The following is a 20,904-nucleotide window of genomic DNA, read 5'->3' as shown; positions in this document are numbered from 1 at the left end:
ATAATCGCTTCCACGGCGACCCGCTCGCGGACGCATCACGACACAGGCATTGGAATGGATGAAAGCAGCACGGACGTGCAGAGCGTGGACGAACTCATGCAGCGGATCACCGATGCCTACGATTCCCTGCCGCGCCAGTTGAAGAACGTGGCGACGTATATCGAGCAGCATCGTCCGAGCGTGATGATGGACCGCACGAGCGATATCGCGACGGCGTGCGGCGTGCATCCGTCGGCGGTGGTGCGCTTTGCGCAGCGCTTCGGGTTTTCGGGCTTCTCGGACTTGCAGGCGGTGTTCCGGCAGGCGTACACGGGCGCGGGTGCATCGCAGAGTTATCAGCAGCGCATTCGACGGTTGATCGATGAGAAGGCGGGCGACCCGTCGGGCGTTTCTGTGGCGCGTGAGTTCATCGCGGCGAGCCGCACCGGGCTCGACGAACTCGAAGCCGGTCTGGATGACGAACAATTCGAAGCCGCCGTGGACATGCTTTCGCAGGCGGAAAACATCTATGTGATCGGCGTGCGCCGCTCGTTCGCGGTGGCGAGTTACATCGTGTATGCGTTGCAGCATACGAGAAAGCGCGTGCATCTCATCTCGGGCTTTGGCGGCATGTTCCGCGAGCAGGTCCGAAGCGTGAAGAAGGGCGATGTGGTCGTCGCCATCAGCTTCGCGCCCTATGGCAAGGAGACGCAGTATTGCGCGCGCGCCGCGCAGCATCACGGCGCGAAGACGCTGGTGATTACCGATAGTCAGCTTTCGCCGCTCGCGCGACATGCGAGCGCCAGTTTGTTCGTGAAGGAGGGGAGCGCGTTCGCGTTTCGCTCGCTCACGAGCACCATCTGCCTGTGCCAGGCGTTGTTTATCGCGCTTGCGTACCGGCTGGAATTGAACGTCGAAGAATCCAAGGAGACAGGCGGCTATGACGATTGATGTGGCGGTGTTTGGTGCGGGTCGCATCGGCAAGATCCATGCGGCGAATCTGGCGCGGCAGCCGGGCGTGCGGCTCAAATACGTGGTCGATGTGAACCGCGAGGCGGCCGCCGCGCTCGCGGGCCAATACGGCGCGCAGGTCGCGGATGTCGATGGCGCGATGGGCGATGCATCGGTCGGTGCGACGGTCGTGTGTTCGAGCACGGATACGCATGCGGATCTGATCGTGGCATCCGCCGCGCAGAAGAAGCATGTGTTCTGCGAGAAGCCGGTCGATCTCGCGCTGGATCGTGCGCGCGCCTGCGCGGACGCGGTGGCGAAGGCGGGCGTGGTCTGCATGATCGGCTTTCAGCGGCGCTTCGATCCCACGTTCTCCGCGTTGAAGGCGCGCATTGTCGCGGGCGAGATTGGCGAGCCGGAGATGCTGATCGTCACGAGCCGCGATCCAGGCGCGCCGCCGGTGGAGTACATCAAGCATTCGGGTGGCATCTTCAAGGACATGCTGATTCACGATTTCGACATCTTCCGCTGGATTCTCGACGATGACGCCGACACGCTGCACGCCACGGGCGGTTGCCTGGGCGATCCGGCCATCGGCGAGGCGGGCGATATCGATTCGACGGCGGTCACCATTCGCACGAAGCGCGGGCGGCTGTGCCAGATCAACACGTCGCGGCATGCGGCGTATGGCTACGATCAACGTTTCGAACTCCTTGGCAGTCTTGGCATGTTGCAGGCGGGCAATGTGCGGCCCACCGAAGTCACGGCGTACTCGAAGACCGCTGTGTCGAACGATGTGCCCGAAGCGTTTTTCCTCGAACGCTATCGCGCGGCGTATGCACTCGAAATCGCGCATTTCTTCGATGCGGTCAATACCGGCAAGCCGGTGCGCACCACCGTCGCCGATGGTTTGAAGGCACTGGAGCTGGCCGAAGCGGCCACCGTGTCGTGGCGTGAGAAGCGCATCGTCAAGCTGGGGGAGAACGCTGCATGAATACGATTCGCTTCGGTATCGTGGGGCTGGGACGGCTCGGTCGCCGGCATGCGGAGAATCTTGCGTGGCATGTGCCGGGGGCGCGGCTGGTTGCGGCTTGCAGCCCTGTGCAGGAGGAGCGTGAGTGGGCGCGGTCTCGGTTTCAGGAAGTCGATCTTCATTCGGATTACTTGCAATTGCTCGCTGATCCTCTTGTCGATGCGGTGTGGCTTGTCACGCCGACGTCGCTGCACGCGCAGCAGATCATCGCCGCGTTGCGGGCGGGGAAGCATGTGTTTTGCGAGAAGCCGCTTTCCTTGAGTCTCGACGAATGCGATGCGGTGATTGAGGAGCATGCGCGGTATCCGCATCTCAAGGTGATGATTGGATTCGTGCGTCGCTTCGATGCGAGTTATCGGGATGCGTTCGAAAGAGTTTCTTCCGGGTCGGTGGGGCGGCCGTTCATGGTGCGCTCGCAGACTTGCGACAAGAATGATCCGGATGGGTTTTTTGTGCGGTTTGCGCCGACTTCAGGCGGGTTGTTTTTGGATTGCAGCGTGCATGATATTGATCTTGCGCGGTGGCTGTTGGGGAATCCTAAAGCTAAGCGGGTCTATGCCAGTGGGGTTATCGCTATTCACGAAGGGCTGAAGGAGTGCGGCGATATCGATAACGGTGTGGGGACGATCGAGTTTGAAGACGGGAGGATTGCGGTGTTGTATGCGTCGAGGACGATGGCGCATGGGCATGATACGCAGACCGAGGTTATCGGGACGGAAGGGGTGGTTGCTGTGGGGCGGAATCCGCGGGCTAATCGGGTGGAGGTTTTTGATGAGCATGGGGTTCGGAATCTTTGTACGCCTACTTTCTTCGAGCGCTTCGAGGATGCGTTTTTGCGGGAAGCGCAGGCTTTTGTGGGTGCGCTTTTAGCGGGGGAGGAGACCGGGTTGACGCTCGCGGATGCGAGAGAGGCTACGAGGATTGGGATTGCGTTGAGGGAGGCTTTGCGGCTGGGGCGCTCGGTTGAGTTGTGAGGTCTTTCTTGTCGTGCCATGGTCTGCTGTTGTTTGTTTTGTTGATTCAGTAGCCGCCTCCCCGGCGGGGGGATCACTTTCTTTGCTGCTGCAAAGAAAGTAATCAAAGAAAGCAGCTTTTTCAACCAGACAGTGCAGCTTGAAAGGGCAAGTGGATTAAGGCTTGCCCTTGGTGACAATAGTTACCGGCCTCGGAGGCCTGCCCGGCCTGTACGGGGCTTGGTACGCAACGAGTACTGACCTCTCTTGGTCAAACGAAGTGGTCCGCAGTCATACGCGCGGCGTTTTTGGCGCTCACGCGCCTTCGCCGTAGGGGTCTGCATGTGAACCCGGCAGGTTAGCAAGGCTCGCGACTCATCAAATGTCGTCGCTCTAACGCTATTCGGCCCTACCGTTACTTTGAGGTGGTCAGTTAAGAAGCGCCAAACACCTTTGGTCAATAAATCTTCGGCCTCAACATTGCATTAAGATCGTCAGCAAAGAAGCGCTAAACATGGTTGGGCCGAATAGCATTAAAGCGAGGACATTTGATGAGTCTTGAGCCTTGCTGATCTGCCGGGTTCCTTTGCAGACCCCTACGGCGAAGGCGCGTGAGCGCCAAAAACGCCGCGCGTATGACTGCGGACCACTTTGCTTCACGGATGGAGGTGCGTAATCTTTGCATACCAAGCCCCGTGCAGGCCGGGCAGGCCTCCGAGGCGGATAACTATTGTCACCAAGAGCGACCATTAATCCCCTTGCCGCCTCAAGCTGCAGTGTCTGGTTGAGAAAGCTGCTTTCTTTGATTACTTTCTTTGCAGCAGCAAAGAAAGTGATCCCCCCGCCGGGGAGGCGGCTACTGAATCAACAAAACAAACAACAGAAGCCCTTTCCACGAACCCGCTAAAATCCCACAATCAAGAACCCCAGACAAAGAACCCCAAAAAATGGAAGTCCACAAAGAAGTCGACGCCCGCGGCCTGAACTGCCCGCTCCCCATCCTACGAGCGAAAAAGGCCCTCTCCGACATGACCTCAGGTCAGATCCTGAAAGTCTTAGCCACCGACCCCGGCTCCCAACGCGACTTCGCCGCTTTCGCCAAACAAACCGGCAACGAGATCGTAGAAGTCACCACACACGAAAAAGTCTTCACCTTCCTCATGCGCCGGCGATAAAAAAAGGCCCGTCACATCCGCAACGGGCCTTTCCAAACAGCAAAACCAAAAACCAAAAAACTTCAACCCTCAAGAATCGGCGCCCGCGTCCGAAGATATTCCTCGAACTCATCCTTAACCTCAGGATGCCGCAGCGCAAACTCGACAGTAGCCTTCAAATACCCGAGCTTGCTGCCGCAGTCAAACCGCGTCCCGTGATACTTATAGGCAAGAACCTGCTCATCGGAAAGCAAGGACTGGATAGCATCCGTGAGTTGCAACTCACCGCCCGCACCCGGCTTGAGCGCACGAATGTGGTCGAAAACTCGCGGCTTGAGCACATAACGCCCGACCACACCGAGATTAGAGGGAGCCACAGCCGGCTCCGGCTTCTCGACAATCCCCGACAGCTTGAAAATATTGTCTTCCCATTCCTTGCCGTCGATCACCCCGTAGGACTTCGAATCCTGCGGCGGAATTTCTTCCACACCGATAACCGACGAATGGTAATGATCGAACACCTCGATCATCTGCGACATCACGGGCGGCTTGCCGTACAGCAAATCGTCCGCGAGGATGACCGCGAACGGGTTGTCGCCGACGAGCTTTTCAGCGCACAACACCGCGTGGCCGAGACCCAGCGCTTCAGCCTGACGCACGTAGAAACAATCCACATGACTCGGCTTGATGCTGCGCACGAGTTCGAGCAGTTTGTCCTTGCCGCGCGCTTCCAGCTCCGCTTCGATCTCATAGGACTTGTCGAAGTGATCCTCGATGGCTCGCTTGCTGCGGCCCGTCACGAAAATCATCTCGGTGATGCCGGCCGCCATCGCTTCTTCGACCGCGTATTGAATCAGCGGCTTGTCCACGACTGGCAGCATTTCCTTCGGGCTGGCCTTGGTCGCGGGCAAAAACCGCGTGCCAAGACCGGCGACCGGGAATACCGCTTTGGTAACTTTTAGCATGTGATAACCCTGATCCTCTTCATCATTTAGAACATCGAGTCTTTGGGGTTTCAGCAGCACCGGCACGACAGGCGTCATGCCGGTGAACGCGTCGAAAAAATTGCTTCGACGCCCCAAATCAAGCCGGCAGGCGCAAGATTTGCGCCTGGAGCTTCTCGATCGTGGTTTCGTATTCTGCCAGCCTTTTGCGCTCCTGTTCAACGACGGCCGGCGGCGCTTTTGAAACAAAGCTTTCGTTTCCGAGCTTCGCGTTACATTTGGAAATTTCGGTGGTCAAACGGTCCACTTCCTTGGTAAGACGCTCGCGCTCGGCCCCCACATCGATTTCAACCTTCAGCACCAGCTTGCTGCCGCCGACGATCGCCACGGGCGCGCCTTCTGCCTGCGCGTCGAGTGCGGCTTCGTCATCGATGATCGTTACATCCGAAAGTCGTGCGAGCGCGGCGACGTACGGCGCGAACGTCGAGAGACGCGCTGCATCGCCATGTGCGAGCAAAGGCACCTTCGTCGCGGGCGACAGATTCATTTCGCCACGCAGATTACGGCACGCATCGACCACGGATTTCAATTCGGCGGCCCACTGCTCGGCGGACTCGTCGATCTTTTTCGGCTCGGCGCGCGGGTAGGGCTGCGTCATGACGGATGCTTCGCCGTCCTGCGCACCCAACGGGTACGCGTCCGTCAGCGGCGCGACCTTCTGCCAGAGCGCTTCCGTGATGAACGGAATGACCGGGTGCGCCAGCCGCAACACGGTTTCCAGCACGCGCAGCAAGGTGCGGCGCGTGGCCGTCTGCTGTTCCGGCGTGCCGGTCTGAATCTGCACCTTGGCGAGTTCGAGATACCAGTCGCAGTACTCGTCCCACACGAACTTGTAAATGGCGCTCGCGATGTTGTCGAAACGGTAATCCGCGAAACCTTTCTCGACTTCCGCTTCCACGCGCTGCAAGAGCGAGACGATCCAGCGATCCGCCTGCGAGTAATCCGTGTAGCCGCCGGGACCGCAATCGCCCGGCTTGCACACGCCGGGATTCGCGAAACCGCAATCGTGGCCTTCGCAGTTCATCAACACGAAACGCGTGGCATTCCAGAGCTTGTTGCAGAAGTTCCGGTATCCCTCGCAGCGTGCCAGATCAAAATTAACATTGCGACCGAGCGTGGCCATCGAGGCCATCGTGAAGCGCAATGCATCCGTGCCGAACGCGGTGATGCCTTCGGGAAACTCGCGGCGCGTCTTCTTTTCGATCTGCGCGGCCGCCTTCGGATTCATGAGGCCGGTCGTGCGCTTGGCGACCAGCGCTTCGAGGTCGATGCCATCCACGATATCGATCGGGTCGAGCGTGTTGCCCTTGCTCTTCGACATCTTCTGGCCTTCGGCGTCGCGCACGAGACCGTGCACGTAGACCGTGTGGAACGGCACCTTGCCGGTGAAATGCGTGGTCATCATCACCATCCGGGCGACCCAGAAGAAGATGATGTCGAAGCCGGTCACGAGCACCGTGGAGGGCAGAAACGCTTTCAGTTCCTTCGTTTCGTTCGGCCAGCCGAGCGAGGAGAAGGGCACCAGCGCGGACGAGAACCACGTGTCGAGCACGTCCGCGTCGCGCCTGAGCGCGCCCTTGTAGCCTTGCGAATCGGCTTCCGCGCGGGCTTCGTCTTCCGTCTTCGCGACGAAAATCTCGCCATTCTCGCCATACCACGCGGGAATCTGATGCCCCCACCACAACTGGCGCGAAATACACCAGTCCTGAATGTTTTCGAGCCACTGGTAGTAGGTCGTCTGCCAGTTCTCCGGCACGAACTTGATCTGCCCGCTGCGCACGACATCGAGCGAGGTTTCGGTGATCGACTTGCCCGGATTGAACGTGCCTTCGGGCGCGGCCTTCGTCATGGCGACGAACCACTGATCCGTCAGCATCGGCTCGATGACCACGTTGGTGCGGTCGCCGCGCGGCACCATCAGCTTGTGCGGCTTGACGGATTCGAGCAGGCCGAGCGCTTCGAGGTCCTTCACGACGGCCTTGCGCGCATCGAAACGATCCATGCCGCGATACTTTTCGGGCGCGTTGTCGTTGATCTTCGCATCCAGCGTGAGGATTTCGATCTGCGGCAGCTTGTGGCGCTGGCCGACGGCGTAGTCGTTGAAGTCGTGCGCGGGCGTGACCTTCACCACGCCGGTGCCGAATTCGCGGTCCACGTAGTCGTCCGCGATCACCGGAATTTCGCGGTCGCCCAGCGGCAGCACCACCGTCTTGCCGATCAGATGCCGATACCGCTCGTCCTCCGGATGCACCATCACCGCGACATCGCCGAGCATGGTTTCCGGGCGCGTGGTCGCAACCGTCAGATGCCCCGAGCCGTCCGGCAGCGGATAGCGGATATGCCACAGGCTGCCGTCTTCTTCCTCGCTCACCACTTCCAGGTCCGACACGGCCGTGCCGAGCACCGGGTCCCAGTTCACGAGCCGCTTGCCGCGATAGATCAGCCCTTGTTTGTAGAGCGTGACGAAGACATCGCGCACGGCGGCGGACATCTTGTCGTCCATCGTGAAATATTCGCGCGACCAGTCGATCGACGCGCCCAGCCGCCGCACCTGACCCGTGATGGTGTTGCCCGACTGCTGCTTCCATTCCCACACGCGCTTGAGGAACTCCTCGCGGCCGAGATCATGGCGCGAGACGCCTTTCGCATCCAACTGACGTTCGACGACGATCTGCGTGGCAATGCCCGCGTGGTCCGTGCCCGGCACCCACAGCGTGTTCTCGCCGAGCATGCGGTGATAGCGCGTGAGGCCATCCATGATGGTCTGGTTGAACGCGTGCCCCATGTGCAGCGTGCCGGTGACGTTCGGCGGCGGCAACTGGATGGAGAAATTCTTCGCGCCGTCCTTGAATACGGGGGCGGCATAGCCGCGTTTTTCCCATTCGGGGCCCCATTGGGACTCGATATTCTGAGGCTCGAAGCTCTTCGCAAGCGTGTTGTCGCTCATTGTTGAATCTGCCGAAAAATGCGTGAAAAGATGCGGGGAATCCCCAATTATAAGGTTCGGCGCGCCCGTCGGAGGAATTCGGCCGGGTTCGCAGCCAAGGCGCGCCGAACGCCGCCATCGGCGCGGTCTTATAATGACCGGCCGGTCTTTGCCGCTTTTTCGCCGCATCTTCGCCGCCGTCCTTCATTGCCGTCCGACCGACTTCTCATGCCCGACCTGCTCGCGAACCTGAACCCCGAACAACTCGCCGCCGTGACCTTGCCCGACGAACCCGCGATGATTCTCGCGGGCGCGGGCAGCGGCAAGACGCGCGTGCTGATCACGCGCATCGCGTGGCTGATCCAGAAGGGTTACGCGTCGCCGCCGACCGTGCTGGCCGTGACCTTCACCAACAAGGCCGCGCGCGAGATGATGTCGCGTCTCTCCGCGCTCCTGCCGATCGACACGCGCGGCATGTGGATCGGCACCTTCCACGGCCTCTGCAACCGCATGCTGCGCGCGCATTACCGCGACGCGGGCCTGCCGCAGACCTTCCAGATTCTCGATACCGCGGACCAGCTTTCCGCCATCAAGCGGCTGATGAAGGGCCTGAATATCGACGACGAGAAATATCCGCCGAAGAACCTTCAGTACTTCATCAACAACGCGAAGGAACAAGGCCTGCGCCCGAAAGATGTCGATGCCACCGACGACTTCAACCGCAAGTTCGTCGAGCTTTATCTGGCTTACGACCAGCAATGTCAGCGCGAGGGCGTGGTCGATTTTCCCGAGCTGTTGCTACGCTGTCATGAACTGCTCGCGCACAATCCGCCGCTGCGCGCGCACTATCAGGCGCGCTTCCGCAATATCCTCGTCGATGAGTTTCAGGACACCAACAAGCTGCAATACGCGTGGCTCAAGCAACTGGCGGGCGAGCACAACGCCATCTTCGCGGTCGGCGACGACGATCAGTCCATCTACGCTTTCCGTGGCGCGAACGTCGGCAACATGCATGATTTCGAGCGCGAATTCCGCGTGCGCAATCTCATCAAGCTGGAGCAGAACTACCGCTCGCACGGCCATATTCTCGATGCCGCGAATTACCTGATCGCCAATAACGCGCGGCGGCTGGGCAAGAATCTGCGCACCGATGCCGGCCACGGCGAGCAAGTGCGCGTGTATGAAGCCGCGACGGATTCGCAGGAAGCGGGCTGGATCGTCGAGGAAATCAAGGCGCTGATTCATACCGGCACCGCGCGCGGCGAAGTGGCCGTGCTGTACCGGAGCAACGCGCAGTCGCGGACCATCGAACATACGCTGGTGAACGCGGGCATTCCGTATCGCGTGTATGGCGGGCTGCGGTTCTTCGAGCGGCAGGAAGTGAAGCATGCGTTGGCGTATCTGCGGCTGATCGACAATCCGAACGACGACACCGCCTTCGCGCGCGTGGTGAATTTTCCGACGCGGGGCATCGGTGCGCGTTCCATCGAGCAAGTCGCGGATGCCGCGCGTCTCTACAACTGTTCGATGGCCGCCGCCGTGCCTTATGTCACCGGCAAGGCGGGATCGAGCTTAGGCGCGTTTGCCACGCTCGTCGCGAAGATGCGCGCCGAAACGCAGCAGATGAGCTTGCCGGAAACGGTCGAGTATGTCGTGCGCGCGAGCGGTCTCGCTGCGTTCTATGAAACCGAGCGCGAAGGTCAGGACCGGCTGGAGAACTTGCAAGAACTCGTGAACGCGGCGGCGGCTTTCGTCAGCGAAGAAGGCTACGGCCTCGACACGCCCGCGCGTTCCATTCCGCTTCGGCCGGGCGCGAGCGCCGCGCCCGAAATCGCGGCGGTCAGCGAGGACGGCGAAATCGAAGTGCTCGATGCACCGGGCGTCACTGATCCCGCGCAGAATCCGGACACCATGACGCCGCTGGCGGGCTTTCTGTCGCATGCCTCGCTCGAAGCCGGCGACAATCAGGCGCAAGCCGGTCAGGATGCCGTGCAGCTCATGACCGTGCACGCGGCGAAGGGATTGGAATTCACGGCGGTGTTCATCACCGGGCTGGAAGAAGGGCTGTTTCCGCACGAGAACAGCGCGCAGGAAACGGACGGACTGGAGGAAGAACGGCGGCTGATGTACGTGGCGATCACGCGCGCGAAGGAGCGCTTGTATCTCTCGTTCGCGCAAAGCCGCATGCTGCATGGCCAGACGCGCTACAACATCCGCTCGCGCTTTTTCGATGAACTGCCCGAGGGCACGCTCAAGTGGCTCACGCCGAAGATGGAAGCGGGCGCGCGCTGGGGTGGCCGTTCGGACAACGCGGGCTGGGGCCGCGACTGGTTCGCGCGTCCGGGTCAGGAGCGCGGCACCTACTTCGAAAACGGTCAGACGGCGACGCCCGCGCCCGCCTTGCCTTCGTTCGCCAACGATCAGCGCGCGGCGGAAGCGGGCTTCAAGGTCGGACAAGCCGTGTTCCACACGAAGTTCGGCGAAGGCACCGTGACCGCGCTCGAAGGTTCCGGCGGCGATGCCCGCGCGCAGGTCCGCTTCAAGCGGCACGGCGAGAAGTGGCTGGCGCTTGCGGTGGCGAAACTTCAGGCGGTGGAATGAAGCGTCTGGGCATCATGGCGGCGCTGCCGCAGGAACTGGGCGATCTGATCGCGCAGATGCGGGACGTGCAAACCATCGCGCTCGGTCAGCGCGAGTATCACGTCGGCGTGGCGCATGGCGTGCCGGTCGTGGTGACGCTTGCGCGCATCGGCAAGGTCGCGGCGGCGGCCACGGCCAGCGCGCTCATCCACGTGTTCAAGGTCGATGCCATCGTGTTCAGCGGCGTCGCGGGCGGCGTGCATGCGGGCGTGCGCGTGGGCGATGTCGTCGTCGCGAATACGCTTTTGCAACACGATCTCGATGCCTCGCCGCTGTTTCCGCGCTACGAAGTGCCGCTGCTCGGCCGCGCACGTTTCGATGCCGACACCGCCTTGTCCGGTGCACTCGCCCGCGCCGCCGATGCCTTCCTTGCGCAGGAGCGCGACACGCTCGCCGCGCGATTCGCGCTCGATGCGCCGCGTGTGCATCGCGGCATGGTGGTGAGTGGCGATCGGTTCATCGCGAGCGGTGAAGCCGTGCAAGCCCTGCGCGATGCCTTGCCGGATGCGCTCGCCGTCGAAATGGAAGGCGCGGCGCTCGCGCAAGTCTGCTACGAACATAGCGTGCCATGCGCCGTCGTGCGCACGATCTCCGATACCGCGGATGCCACCGCGCCCGAGTCCTTCACCGATTTCCTGACCTCCATCGCTGGCACGTATTCGTCCGGCATTCTGCTGCGTTTGCTCGAAGCGCTGGCCTGAGCGCATCAACCCTCCATCCGTCGAAACCCCGCTTGTAATTGAGAATGATTCTCAATACAATGAGTTCGCACGTAGGGAGGGATGACATGACGACCGATTTCATCGCGGCCGCGCCGCGCGCCGAGACGGAGCTAAAGTCAAAAAACGTAATCGCCGTAAATGCAGAAAAGGTGCTGGAAACGACGCGCCACGCGTGGAGCGAGGCCCGTGTTCAAGCGCCCGAACCGGCGACGCGCCGCTCACCGCGCGCCGCGCAGAAGAAACGTGTCGTGGCGCGGCGGTCCCGCTGGCCGAGTCTCATCGCCGCGTTGAATTACTGGAGCCCGAAACCGCTGTGAATGCCGCCAACCTGATCCTCACGCCCGACACGCTTGCGAAATCCGCCATCGATATCGAAATCGATGTGGACGAGCGCATCTTCGACGCCAGCCGTTTTCCGCTCGTGCGCCTGCGCCGGCGCGCCGTGACGCCGGGCTATGCCTTCGGCTGGAGCGCGCAGATGCGCCGTCTCTTGAAGCTGGCGACGCCGTTCGTCATCGTCGCGGAGCATGCGGCGGAGGAAACCGCCGACGATCTGCGTCTGCGGACCGCGTGGTTTCGCACGCATCGCGCGCAACTGGCGGCGCATTGCCGGGGCGTCATCGTGATCGAACCGCGTATCGAGGCGCGCGCGACGACGCGTGAATCCCTGCGCGCGTTGACAGAAGGAAGCGGCGTGCGGACGGTGGTCGTGTCGAGCATGCGCGTGGCGGGTGAACTCGCGCCGGTGCTGCTCAAGCACGCAGCAGCCGTTCCCGCCGAGCCTGCGGTACGAACGCGGGCCATTTGAAGGATCGATCAGGGCGCGCCCTGTCTGGCAGGGGGCGGCAGGCTGTTCTATGCTGTGAGGCCGATATTCATTTCGGTTCATTGCATACCAGCCACCCGCCACCTTCCCCAGAGGACAGAGGACGCGCATGCCGACTTACCGAGAAGCGTATCGCCGGTCGATCGAGGAACCCGAAGCGTTCTGGGCCGAACAGGCGCGCCGCATCCACTGGCAGACGCCTTTCGGGCAAGTGCTCGACCGCAGCAATCCGCCGTTCGCGCGGTGGTTCATCGGCGGAAAGACGAACCTGTGTCATAACGCGGTGGATCGTCATCTCGCTTCGCGGGCGCAACAGGATGCGCTCGTGTATGTCTCGACGGAAACCGGCATCGAGCGTCGTTACACCTACGCCGAACTGCATGCGGAAGTGAACCGCATGGCCGCCGTCATGCGCTCGCTGCATGTGAAGAAGGGCGACCGTGTGCTGATCTATCTGCCGATGATCCCCGAAGCGCTGTTCGCCATGCTCGCGTGTGCGCGCATCGGCGCGGTGCATTCGGTCGTGTTCGGCGGCTTCGCCGCGCCCAATCTCGCTGCGCGCATCGACGATGCCGAGCCTGCGCTGATCGTCACCGCCGATGCCGGTGCGCGCGCGGGCAAGGTGATCGACTACACGCCGCTCGTCGACGAAGCGTTGTCGCGTGCCGAATACAAGGTGCCGCAAGTGCTGCTGATCGACCGGCAGCTTGCCCCGGAACGCTTGCAGGCCAACTATCTGGTCTCCTACGAACCGCTGCGCGAGCAATTTTTCGATGCGCATGTGCCGTGCGAATGGCTCGAATCGAACGAGCCGTCTTACGTGCTTTATACGTCCGGCACGACTGGCAAGCCGAAGGGCGTGCAGCGCGATGTCGGTGGTTATGCGGTGGCGCTGGCTGCATCGATGGAACATATTTTCGAGGGCAAGCCGGGCGACACGATGTTTACCGCGTCGGACGTCGGCTGGGTGGTCGGTCATAGCTACATCATCTATGCGCCGTTGATCGCCGGACTCACGACCGTGATGTACGAAGGCACGCCGGTGCGGCCCGATGGCGGCGTCTGGTGGCGGCTCGTGCAGCAATACAAGATCGATTTGATGTTCACCGCGCCGACCGCGATCCGCGTGTTGAAGAAGCAAGACCCGGCGCTGATGGAGAAGTACGACCTGTCGAGCCTGCGCACGCTGTTTTTGGCGGGCGAACCGCTCGATGAGCCGACCGCGCAGTGGATTCAGAGCGCGCTGAAGCGGCCGGTCATCGACAACTATTGGCAGACGGAGACTGGCTGGCCGATGATCGCGATTCCGCGCGGCATCGAGGAATTGCCGTCGAAGCTGGGCTCGCCGGGCGTGCCGTCGATGGGCTTCAACCTCACGCTGCGCAACGAAGCGACCGGCGAGATTTGCGCGCCGGGCGAGAAGGGCGTGGTGGCACTGGATTACCCGCTTCCGCCGGGCTGCATGCAGACGGTTTGGCGTGACGACAAACGGTTCGTCGAGACTTATTGGAAAAGCGTGCCGGGGCACATGCTCTATTCGACGTTCGATTGGGGCGTGCAGGACGAGGACGACTACGTGTCGATTCTCGGCCGCACCGATGACGTCATCAACGTGGCGGGGCATCGGCTGGGCACGCGCGAGATCGAGGAAGCGTTGTCGGCGCATCCGGCGGTGGCGGAAGTGGCTGTCGTCGGGATTGCGGATAGCGTGAAGGGTCAGGCGGCGGCTGCGTTCGTCGTGCTGCGGGATGCGGATCGGATCAATGCGCCCGGTGCGCGTGAGGGGATGGAGGCGGAGTTGTGCCACGCGGTCGATTCGCAGCTTGGCGCGATTGCGCGGCCGGCGCGCGTGCATTTTGTTTCGATGCTGCCGAAGACACGGTCGGGGAAGTTGCTTCGGCGCGCGATTGCGGCGCTGGCGGAAGGGCGTGATCCGGGGGAATTGCCGACGATTGAAGATCCGGGGGCGTTGATGCAGGTTCGGGAGGCGTTGGGGGAGGGGTGATTGCGCGAATGCATGGACTTTCGGTCGTTGGCTGATTATTGCCGCTCGATTACTTTAAAAGGCGTTCTATTGGCATTCGTTAAGCGCGCGAGCGTTGAAAACTTATTAGCTCGCGAATGCCCCGGCGCGTGCCACTGAATTATCATCTGGATCCCTAAGTCAATCCCGATGATATTCATGTCTTATCGCTATGCAGATGTTCTATTACTTGAAGAAGCGCCGCTCATCGCTTCAGGACAACGCGTAGATTTAGGCAAACATCGCGCAAAAAGCCTCTGCCAGAGTAAGTCGCATATGAAGCATCTGATCCTAACCACTTTGGTCCTGTGTGCATTTTCTGCGAAATCCAGCCTTGCGGTAAAAATCCAGTGCCCCGCCCGGATCGATATGCAACGGGTGCAACTGAACGACATTCCCGATGGTTGGCTTTCCGCCCAGACAGCGACCTCTCTTCCAGTCTGGAGCGTGGACATTTCGGTCGGGCCGCCAGTCGAGCGCGCGGTTTTGAAGCCGCAAGTCGTAAATGAACAGGGCGAAAAAGTGCTTAGGTGGACATTCGTTGAGACCGAGAACGAAGAAGGTCTATGGCTTTCGTGCTCATACGGCGGTTCGCCCGTCTTATTAACCACAAGGCTGCCGAAGAGACTTTCGAATTGTGAGGCGCGCGAACCCGTCCTACAAAATCACGCTCGGAAATTAATAGTGACCTGCCGGTGATCGACGCTGCGCGACTGCGCCCGACCACACGTCGGAGGACATGATCCGCAACACGAGCAAAGAATCTGGCGCGGCCTGCATTGAAGGTCCGAACTTGCTGACAGACAAAACGCGAATTCGGTCTTTTAGTTCGGTCCTGCGCATCGACGCGCCAGACGTTTGAGAATATGTCAGAGTCCCACGCATGTATTTGATAATCGGCAGACATTCGTGATTGCTGTCTTTGGTTTCACCTTCTTTTGCAAATTTAAATGAGGAATTCGAAGTATGATTTTCTACTAATTTCCAGAGAGACGAAATGAGCAGTGCTTTCATGAAAATTGATGGTGTCTCCGGTGAGTCCGGAGACTTAGCTCATCCGGGCGAAATCGAAGTTTTAAACTGGGAATGGGCTGTTGAAAGAAAATACGACGCGCGTAGCGGGTCGTGGGACAACACGGACTCAACCACGATAGCAGACCTTAACTTTACTCACCGAATTGACCGCGCAAGTCCAAATCTATTGATCTGCGCACTACGAGGGCAACATATTCCGACAGCCAAACTAACCGTGCGCAGAGCCGACGGTGCTCGGCCTGAACATCTGACGATCGCGCTTTATAACGTGAAAGTTACGCATATCGAGTTGGCGGCGGGTGGAAATATCGCCTTGGAGCATGCGAGGCTATCCTTCACGCGTTTGAGACTGGAATACACCGTGCAAAATGTGCCTGGGAGTAGTCAAGGCGCGGTGACGTCAATTTTTGACGTAGATAAGAAACAGACAATATAACTGCGGAGCATGGCTAGTGAATGTATATGAAACTCTGATCGGCAACGTACCGACCTCGGCGAAGCGATACGCGTACGGCGGTCGGGCCAACTTAACTACTCAAGAGTTGCTTTTCTGTGTGACATTGGAAGAAGCCCTCAAACACTTCGGTGTTAAAGGGTATAGCGGCGTGGTGGCTGTGGCTTTAATTTTGATCGGCCAGCCTTTGATCCCAACTCGAGTCAAGCCAATGGGAGCTACGGAAGGTACGTCGCTAGCATCTCTCGCCCTTCGCGCACTTATTGACGTTAATTTCGAAAGAGCAGTACTTCCAACGTTGACCAATCAATCGATGTTGCGTTTTCGCTTTGCGATGACCCGGAGTTTAGGTGGATTTATAGGACGGTGGGTTCCTCAGATTGGCGTCGTGATTGGTGTTTATGATGTTGTGCAAATAGCGGCGCGGTCAATCATGCGTTACAACCAAATGGTCATTCCCGAGGATCGATTAAATGACGCAACAAGCGGAAGTTTCGGCTGAACTCGAAACATTCATTCGGACCGAGGCAGGTCTCCATAAAAAATCAAAAATCTCGGGATCGACCACCCTCGAAGCCGACTTGGGCATCACCGGCGACGACGCCAGTAACCTGATGATCGCCTATTTCGAGCGCTTCAAAGTCGAAGGTGGAGACTTCGATTTCCATCGATACTTCGCCATGGAAGGCTTCAGCGTGTGGCCGTTCTCGATCCTGACGAATTGGCTTCATCGACGTTGGGGTATAAGACAATACGAACATCGAGAACCGCTAACCATTGGAATGCTTCAACACGCCATCGAGCTTGGGCAATGGGAAAGCGAGCGTTTAAGCGCATCAGCGAAAGAATGAAAAACAAGGCCCGCACAAACGCGGGCCTCTGTCCAACCTCAAACCCTCTCCTGCCCCTTAGGCAAAAACACCGTCAACACCCCAATCAGCGGCAAGAACGCACAAACCTTATAAACATAATCAATGCTCGTAGCATCCGCGAGATGCCCTAAAACCGCGGCTCCGACACCCCCCATCCCAAACGCGAAGCCAAAGAACAACCCCGCCACCATCCCAACCTTCCCCGGAATGAGTTCCGTGGCATAAACCAGAATCGCGGAAAACGCGGACGCCAGCACCAAACCGATAATCACCGACAACACGCCAGTCCAGAACAGATTCGCATAAGGCATCAACAAGGTGAACGGCGCGACGCCGAGAATCGACACCCAGATCACCGCCTTGCGCCCGACACGATCGCCCACCGGCCCGCCGATGATCGTCCCCGCCGCGACCGCCGCCAGAAACACGAACAGATGAATCTGCGCGGCCTGCACCGACAGCCCGAATTTGCTGATCAGATAAAACGTGAAATAGCTCGTGATGCTCGCCAGATAAAAGTACTTCGAGAACACGAGCAGCACGAGCACGCTCATCGCCATGAGAACGGTATTGCGCGGCAACGTGGCATGCGCGACCGTCGCGCGTCCCTTCTTAGTCGCGGGATGCCGCTTGTACCAGCGTCCGATATTCGCGAGCACGAACATGGCGACCAACGCCGCCGCCGAAAACCACGCAATGCTGCGCTGTCCATGCGGAATCACGATCAACGCCGCAAGCAACGGCCCGAGCGACGACCCCGCATTCCCACCGACCTGAAACAGCGATTGCGCCAGCCCATGCTTGCCGCCCGATGCCATGCGCGCCACCCGCGAGGACTCCGGATGAAACACCGACGACCCGCATCCCACCAGCGCAGCGGCGATCAGCAGCACGCCGAAACTACCCGCCACCGACATCAGCAAAAGCCCGCACAACGTGAATCCCATGCCGACCGGCAACGAATACGGCTTCGGATGCTTATCCGTGTAGAGCCCGACCAGCGGCTGCAACAGCGATGCGGTGACCTGATAAGTCAGCGTGATCAGCCCGATCTGCCCGAAGCTCAGCGCGAATTCGCTCTTGAACATGGGATAGATCGCCAGGATCAGCGACTGGATCATATCGTTGAGCAAGTGCGAAAAACTGATCGCGCCCAACACGGAATACACGGTGCGTTGCGCGCCGGTCTTGGGCGCGGCGGCGGGCGACAGGGCGCCCTCGGTCGTACTCGTCTGCATGATGAATTCGAAGTTGGCTGAAAGAAACGGTGTCCCGATTATCTTGTTCAGTACGCGATTCATGCGCGAACCGAATTTCAGAAAGTTTAGGCTGTCCGCGTTGCGTTGTCCTGCCAAGGTTTGTCGCGAATCGGACACGACGATTCAAGTATCGGCCGATGCCTGCCGTAAGCAACGAGATGCGGTGTAACGCGCGAAAGACGCGTCACCGATGACTCATCCATTCGGGGATCGATCGATGAAACTGTTCTCGCCGCGCGCATCGAGCGACGCGGGTTTTCTTCCGCAAGCCGGCGCTGCATCGGCGCATGGAAAGGGCGCGCATACGGCGCATGGCCCGAGCGTCAAGACTTCGCTGCGCATCGCGTTTGGCGTGCTGGTGGCGGGCACGCTCGTCATCGGCGCGATTTCGCTCACGCAGATCACGCGTCTGAAGGGCACCACCGAATCCATCTACACGCAAGGCGTGGTCGCGAGCCGCGCGGCGGAAGAAGCGCGCGCCGACCTGCTGCGCGCGAGCCGTTCGCAGAAAATGCTGCTGACCGCATCGACAGCGAAGGAGCGCGACGAACTCGGCAGCCAGATCGAACAGGCGCTCACGGCGATCGCGAACGATCAGACACAGCTTGCGCATTTCGTCGATGCCACCGACACCGAAGCCCTCACGCAACAAAAGCGTTTCGCCGATGCCCTCGCCAAGTGGAGCGACAACCTGCGCGCGTTCGTGAAGCTCGTGAAGGAGCAGCCGCTCGATCTTTCGCAGATGAACTGGCAAGTCGGCACGCAGGACGTGTCGCTGCTGGTGGAAACCGGCAAGCTGGAAAAGACTGTCGATGACCTCGTCGCGCGCCGTGCGCAGGCCGCGAAGGCGACCATCGACGCGGCAGGTTTCATCTTCCATTCGTCGCTGGTGATGCTGACGGTGCTCACGCTGGCGCTGTTTGTACTTGCGACGGTGGTGTCCGAATGGGTCGTGCGGCGGCTTTCGCGGCAACTTGGCGGCGAGCCGGGTTATGCGAAGAACATCGCGCGGCGGATTGCTTCGGGCGATCTGTCGTACCGCATCAAATTGAAGAAGCGCGATGACGGCAGCGTGCTGCACGCGTTGTCCGTGATGCAGTCGGGTCTGTGCGTGACGGTCGGCGAAATCGCGGAGAGCGCGGGGGCGATTGCATCGGCATCGACGCAAATTTCGACGGGGAATATCGATCTGTCGCGCCGCACGGAGGAGCAGGCGAGCGCGCTGGAGAAGACTGCGGCGAGCATGGAAGAACTCACGTCCACCGTGCGTCAGAATGCCGACAACGCCGTGCAGGCCAGCAATCTCGCGCGCAATGCCTCGCAGATCGCGGAGAAGGGCGGCGCGGTGGTCGGCCGCGTGGTCGAAACCATGCAGCGTATCGATGCGAGCGCCAAGAGTATTGGCGACATCATTGGCGTGATCGAGGGCATCGCGTTTCAGACGAATATCTTGGCGCTGAACGCGGCGGTCGAAGCGGCGCGCGCGGGCGAGGAAGGGCGCGGTTTCGCGGTGGTCGCGGGCGAAGTGCGTGGACTCGCGCAACGATCGTCGGCGGCGGCGAAGGAGATCAAGCAGTTGATCGGTGCGTCTGTTGCGCGTGCATCGGATGGCTCGGCTTACGCGCAGGAAGCGGGTGCCACGATGGAGGAAGTCGTGCGCGCGGTGCGTCGTGTGACGGACATCATGAACGAGATTTCGGCGGCGTCGGCGGAGCAGAAGACGGGCATCGAGGAAATCGGCCACGCGGTTTCGCACATGGACGCGGGCACGCAGCAGAACGCGGCGCTTGTCGAGGAAGCGGCTGCTGCCGCGCAATCGCTTGACGATCAGGCGCGCGCGTTGAAGGATTTGGTTGGCAAGTTTCAGTTGTCTTGACGACTTGCATCGGTTTAGAATCGCGGTCGGGTGCGACAGGGCGCCCGTTCTCGCGAAAGCCTTCCGCATCTGTCGTGTTGTTCGAAGCGTGTCTTGATGTTCCGAAGGCGCGCATCAACTGGATCGAACCATAACGTCGAACCTTTTCAGCCGCAGCGAGAACGGCTCATGCAAAGGAACAACGTCATGTGGTCTACATCCTGTCCGATTTCTTCTTCCGTTTCCAATAGCGATTATTTGCGCGAGCATGCGAGGCGTTTGCTGCGTCTGGTGCGTGATGGGGATACTGCTGCTTCCATGCCTGTGTTGCGGAGGTTGCTTGCATCGCAGATCACGCCTTTGCGAAGGCTCGCTGATCTCAATGCGACACGCGGCGCGCTGCAACTGAAGCATCTTTTGGCGATGCTCGCCGTCGAGCTTGGTTATGCGAATTGGGATGCCTGCAAGTCTGATATCGATATGCAACCGGTAGCGTGCATTGACCGTTATCGGCTGGATGCGGGTGCGTTTAATGACTTCGAGAAGAACTGGTTTGCTAGCGAGGTTGAGGCGCTGGCTTGGCAGCGGGGTAATGGGGGGTATGTTGTGCGGTATGGGGATCAGGCGGTGGCGATTTTGACTTGCTGATGTTTATTGGCTGTTTTGTCGTGCAAGGGGCTGCTGTTGTTTGTGTTTTTATTGCAGTAGCCGCCTCCCCGGCGGGGGGGTAACTTTCTTTGCTGCTGCAAAGAAAGTCACCAAAGAAAGCAGCTTTTTAACCCATGCACGATGGCTGGAAAGGGTTGGTCTGGATTAACGGATGCAGTGGCCGCAATAGGATGCCCTACGTTTCGTTAAGCGTGTGGGCAACCTTGCGATTTCGCGCTCGAATCCTTTGGTCTCAGTGGACCGCATTCATTCCTTCGGCCATGCGCTACGCGCGCCGAGAGCTTTAGAACGGAACCCCGCAGCCTATAAGCGCCCAGCCACATCACGCTTCCCCGCAAGATTGCTATTCGGTCCTACCTTGGTTAGTGCTCCGACTAAAGTGATTTGCGTTGGGAGGTGCACTTTGCCCAGAAGCGCTTACCAAGGTAGGGCCCAATGGGAGAGGTGCGATGCGGTGTGATGTGGCTGGGCGCTCATACGCTGCGGGATTCCGTTCTTAGGTTCTCGGCGCGCGCAGCGCATGGCCGAAAGAATGAATGCGGTCCACTA

The 20,904-nt window shown here is 60.0% G+C and carries 18 protein-coding genes; 15 read left to right on the top strand and 3 right to left on the bottom strand.

The window, feature by feature from the left end:
- Positions 1–54: 54 nt before the first annotated feature.
- The 4 genes from ACZCWR_RS13525 (at position 55) to ACZCWR_RS13510 (ending at position 4,091) form a co-directional block, all read left to right on the top strand.
- A complete protein-coding gene (locus ACZCWR_RS13525) occupies positions 55–930 on the top strand; it encodes a MurR/RpiR family transcriptional regulator (RefSeq protein WP_487301252.1) in 876 nt (291 codons plus the stop codon).
- Positions 920–1,924 carry an inositol 2-dehydrogenase gene (gene iolG / locus ACZCWR_RS13520; RefSeq protein WP_487301251.1) on the top strand — a complete coding sequence of 335 codons (1,005 nt, stop codon included), beginning with the start codon at positions 920–922 and terminating at the stop codon, positions 1,922–1,924. Before ACZCWR_RS13525 ends, iolG begins: the two co-directional genes overlap by 11 nt.
- Complete coding sequence (locus tag ACZCWR_RS13515; RefSeq protein WP_487301250.1) at positions 1,921–2,937, top strand: Gfo/Idh/MocA family oxidoreductase; 1,017 nt, start codon at positions 1,921–1,923, stop codon at positions 2,935–2,937. The genes iolG and ACZCWR_RS13515 overlap by 4 nt, the downstream gene beginning before the upstream one ends.
- Positions 2,938–3,863: 926 nt before the next feature.
- Entirely contained in the window at positions 3,864–4,091 is a 228-nt protein-coding gene (locus ACZCWR_RS13510; RefSeq protein ID WP_487301249.1) for a sulfurtransferase TusA family protein, read from the top strand.
- A gap of 62 nt (positions 4,092–4,153) precedes the next feature.
- Here ACZCWR_RS13510 and galU read toward each other — a convergent pair whose 3' ends face one another.
- Together galU and ACZCWR_RS13500 are read right to left on the bottom strand one after the other, a co-directional pair.
- Positions 4,154–5,035 (bottom strand): UTP--glucose-1-phosphate uridylyltransferase GalU, encoded by an 882-nt coding sequence (gene galU, locus ACZCWR_RS13505; protein WP_487301248.1) that lies wholly within the window; start codon positions 5,033–5,035, stop codon positions 4,154–4,156.
- Between the two features lie 118 nt (positions 5,036–5,153).
- Entirely contained in the window at positions 5,154–8,021 is a 2,868-nt protein-coding gene (locus ACZCWR_RS13500) for a valine--tRNA ligase (RefSeq protein WP_487301247.1), read from the bottom strand.
- Between the two features lie 207 nt (positions 8,022–8,228).
- On the opposite strand from ACZCWR_RS13500, the gene ACZCWR_RS13495 reads away from it, so the two are divergent.
- The 9 genes from ACZCWR_RS13495 (at position 8,229) to ACZCWR_RS13455 (ending at position 16,551) form a co-directional block, all read left to right on the top strand.
- Positions 8,229–10,601: a UvrD-helicase domain-containing protein gene (locus ACZCWR_RS13495; protein ID WP_487301246.1), complete on the top strand. Its 2,373-nt coding sequence runs from the start codon at positions 8,229–8,231 to the stop codon at positions 10,599–10,601.
- On the top strand, positions 10,598–11,341 hold the full coding sequence (locus tag ACZCWR_RS13490; RefSeq protein ID WP_487301245.1) for a 5'-methylthioadenosine/adenosylhomocysteine nucleosidase: 744 nt from the start codon (positions 10,598–10,600) through the stop codon (positions 11,339–11,341). The genes ACZCWR_RS13495 and ACZCWR_RS13490 overlap by 4 nt, the downstream gene beginning before the upstream one ends.
- Positions 11,342–11,427: 86 nt before the next feature.
- Positions 11,428–11,679, top strand: a complete 252-nt coding sequence (locus ACZCWR_RS13485; RefSeq protein ID WP_487301244.1) for a hypothetical protein — start codon at positions 11,428–11,430, stop codon at positions 11,677–11,679.
- Entirely contained in the window at positions 11,676–12,170 is a 495-nt protein-coding gene (locus ACZCWR_RS13480; protein ID WP_487301243.1) for a hypothetical protein, read from the top strand. The genes ACZCWR_RS13485 and ACZCWR_RS13480 overlap by 4 nt, the downstream gene beginning before the upstream one ends.
- Before the next feature lie 79 nt (positions 12,171–12,249).
- Positions 12,250–14,193 (top strand): propionate--CoA ligase, encoded by a 1,944-nt coding sequence (locus ACZCWR_RS13475; RefSeq protein WP_487303325.1) that lies wholly within the window; start codon positions 12,250–12,252, stop codon positions 14,191–14,193.
- A gap of 177 nt (positions 14,194–14,370) precedes the next feature.
- Positions 14,371–14,910: an STY0301 family protein gene (locus ACZCWR_RS13470; RefSeq protein ID WP_487301242.1), complete on the top strand. Its 540-nt coding sequence runs from the start codon at positions 14,371–14,373 to the stop codon at positions 14,908–14,910.
- Positions 14,911–15,208: 298 nt separating this feature from the next.
- On the top strand, positions 15,209–15,682 hold the full coding sequence (locus ACZCWR_RS13465) for an Hcp family type VI secretion system effector (protein ID WP_487301241.1): 474 nt from the start codon (positions 15,209–15,211) through the stop codon (positions 15,680–15,682).
- A 16-nt stretch (positions 15,683–15,698) separates the two neighbouring features.
- Complete coding sequence (locus ACZCWR_RS13460) at positions 15,699–16,202, top strand: STM2901 family protein (RefSeq protein WP_487301240.1); 504 nt, start codon at positions 15,699–15,701, stop codon at positions 16,200–16,202.
- On the top strand, positions 16,174–16,551 hold the full coding sequence (locus ACZCWR_RS13455; protein WP_487301239.1) for a DUF1493 family protein: 378 nt from the start codon (positions 16,174–16,176) through the stop codon (positions 16,549–16,551). Before ACZCWR_RS13460 ends, ACZCWR_RS13455 begins: the two co-directional genes overlap by 29 nt.
- Positions 16,552–16,589: 38 nt before the next feature.
- Here ACZCWR_RS13455 and ACZCWR_RS13450 read toward each other — a convergent pair whose 3' ends face one another.
- Entirely contained in the window at positions 16,590–17,810 is a 1,221-nt protein-coding gene (locus tag ACZCWR_RS13450; RefSeq protein ID WP_487301238.1) for an MFS transporter, read from the bottom strand.
- A gap of 238 nt (positions 17,811–18,048) precedes the next feature.
- On the opposite strand from ACZCWR_RS13450, the gene ACZCWR_RS13445 reads away from it, so the two are divergent.
- Positions 18,049–19,707 (top strand): methyl-accepting chemotaxis protein, encoded by a 1,659-nt coding sequence (locus tag ACZCWR_RS13445; RefSeq protein ID WP_487301237.1) that lies wholly within the window; start codon positions 18,049–18,051, stop codon positions 19,705–19,707.
- 168 nt (positions 19,708–19,875) lie between these two features.
- Positions 19,876–20,334, top strand: coding sequence for a hypothetical protein (locus ACZCWR_RS13440; protein ID WP_487301236.1), 459 nt, complete (start codon positions 19,876–19,878; stop codon positions 20,332–20,334).
- Positions 20,335–20,904: the final 570 nt, after the last annotated feature.

The sequence above is a fragment of the Caballeronia sp. A2-2 genome, from assembly GCF_057612605.2.
Note: the sequence above shows the minus strand (reverse complement) of the source record. Positions and strands in the feature narration are given on the sequence as shown.

Bases quoted from the DNA above. Each gene is read 5' to 3' on its own strand.
- ACZCWR_RS13525 (WP_487301252.1), top strand. From the start codon at position 55: ATGGATGAAAGCAGCACGGACGTGCAGAGCGTGGACGAACTCATGCAG.
- iolG (WP_487301251.1), top strand. From the start codon at position 920: ATGACGATTGATGTGGCGGTGTTTGGTGCGGGTCGCATCGGCAAGATC.
- ACZCWR_RS13515 (WP_487301250.1), top strand. From the start codon at position 1,921: ATGAATACGATTCGCTTCGGTATCGTGGGGCTGGGACGGCTCGGTCGC.
- ACZCWR_RS13510 (WP_487301249.1), top strand. From the start codon at position 3,864: ATGGAAGTCCACAAAGAAGTCGACGCCCGCGGCCTGAACTGCCCGCTC.
- galU (WP_487301248.1), bottom strand. From the start codon at position 5,035: ATGCTAAAAGTTACCAAAGCGGTATTCCCGGTCGCCGGTCTTGGCACG.
- ACZCWR_RS13500 (WP_487301247.1), bottom strand. From the start codon at position 8,021: ATGAGCGACAACACGCTTGCGAAGAGCTTCGAGCCTCAGAATATCGAG.
- ACZCWR_RS13495 (WP_487301246.1), top strand. From the start codon at position 8,229: ATGCCCGACCTGCTCGCGAACCTGAACCCCGAACAACTCGCCGCCGTG.
- ACZCWR_RS13490 (WP_487301245.1), top strand. From the start codon at position 10,598: ATGAAGCGTCTGGGCATCATGGCGGCGCTGCCGCAGGAACTGGGCGAT.
- ACZCWR_RS13485 (WP_487301244.1), top strand. From the start codon at position 11,428: ATGACGACCGATTTCATCGCGGCCGCGCCGCGCGCCGAGACGGAGCTA.
- ACZCWR_RS13470 (WP_487301242.1), top strand. From the start codon at position 14,371: ATGTCTTATCGCTATGCAGATGTTCTATTACTTGAAGAAGCGCCGCTC.
- ACZCWR_RS13465 (WP_487301241.1), top strand. From the start codon at position 15,209: ATGAGCAGTGCTTTCATGAAAATTGATGGTGTCTCCGGTGAGTCCGGA.
- ACZCWR_RS13455 (WP_487301239.1), top strand. From the start codon at position 16,174: ATGACGCAACAAGCGGAAGTTTCGGCTGAACTCGAAACATTCATTCGG.
- ACZCWR_RS13450 (WP_487301238.1), bottom strand. From the start codon at position 17,810: ATGCAGACGAGTACGACCGAGGGCGCCCTGTCGCCCGCCGCCGCGCCC.
- ACZCWR_RS13445 (WP_487301237.1), top strand. From the start codon at position 18,049: ATGAAACTGTTCTCGCCGCGCGCATCGAGCGACGCGGGTTTTCTTCCG.
- ACZCWR_RS13440 (WP_487301236.1), top strand. From the start codon at position 19,876: ATGCAAAGGAACAACGTCATGTGGTCTACATCCTGTCCGATTTCTTCT.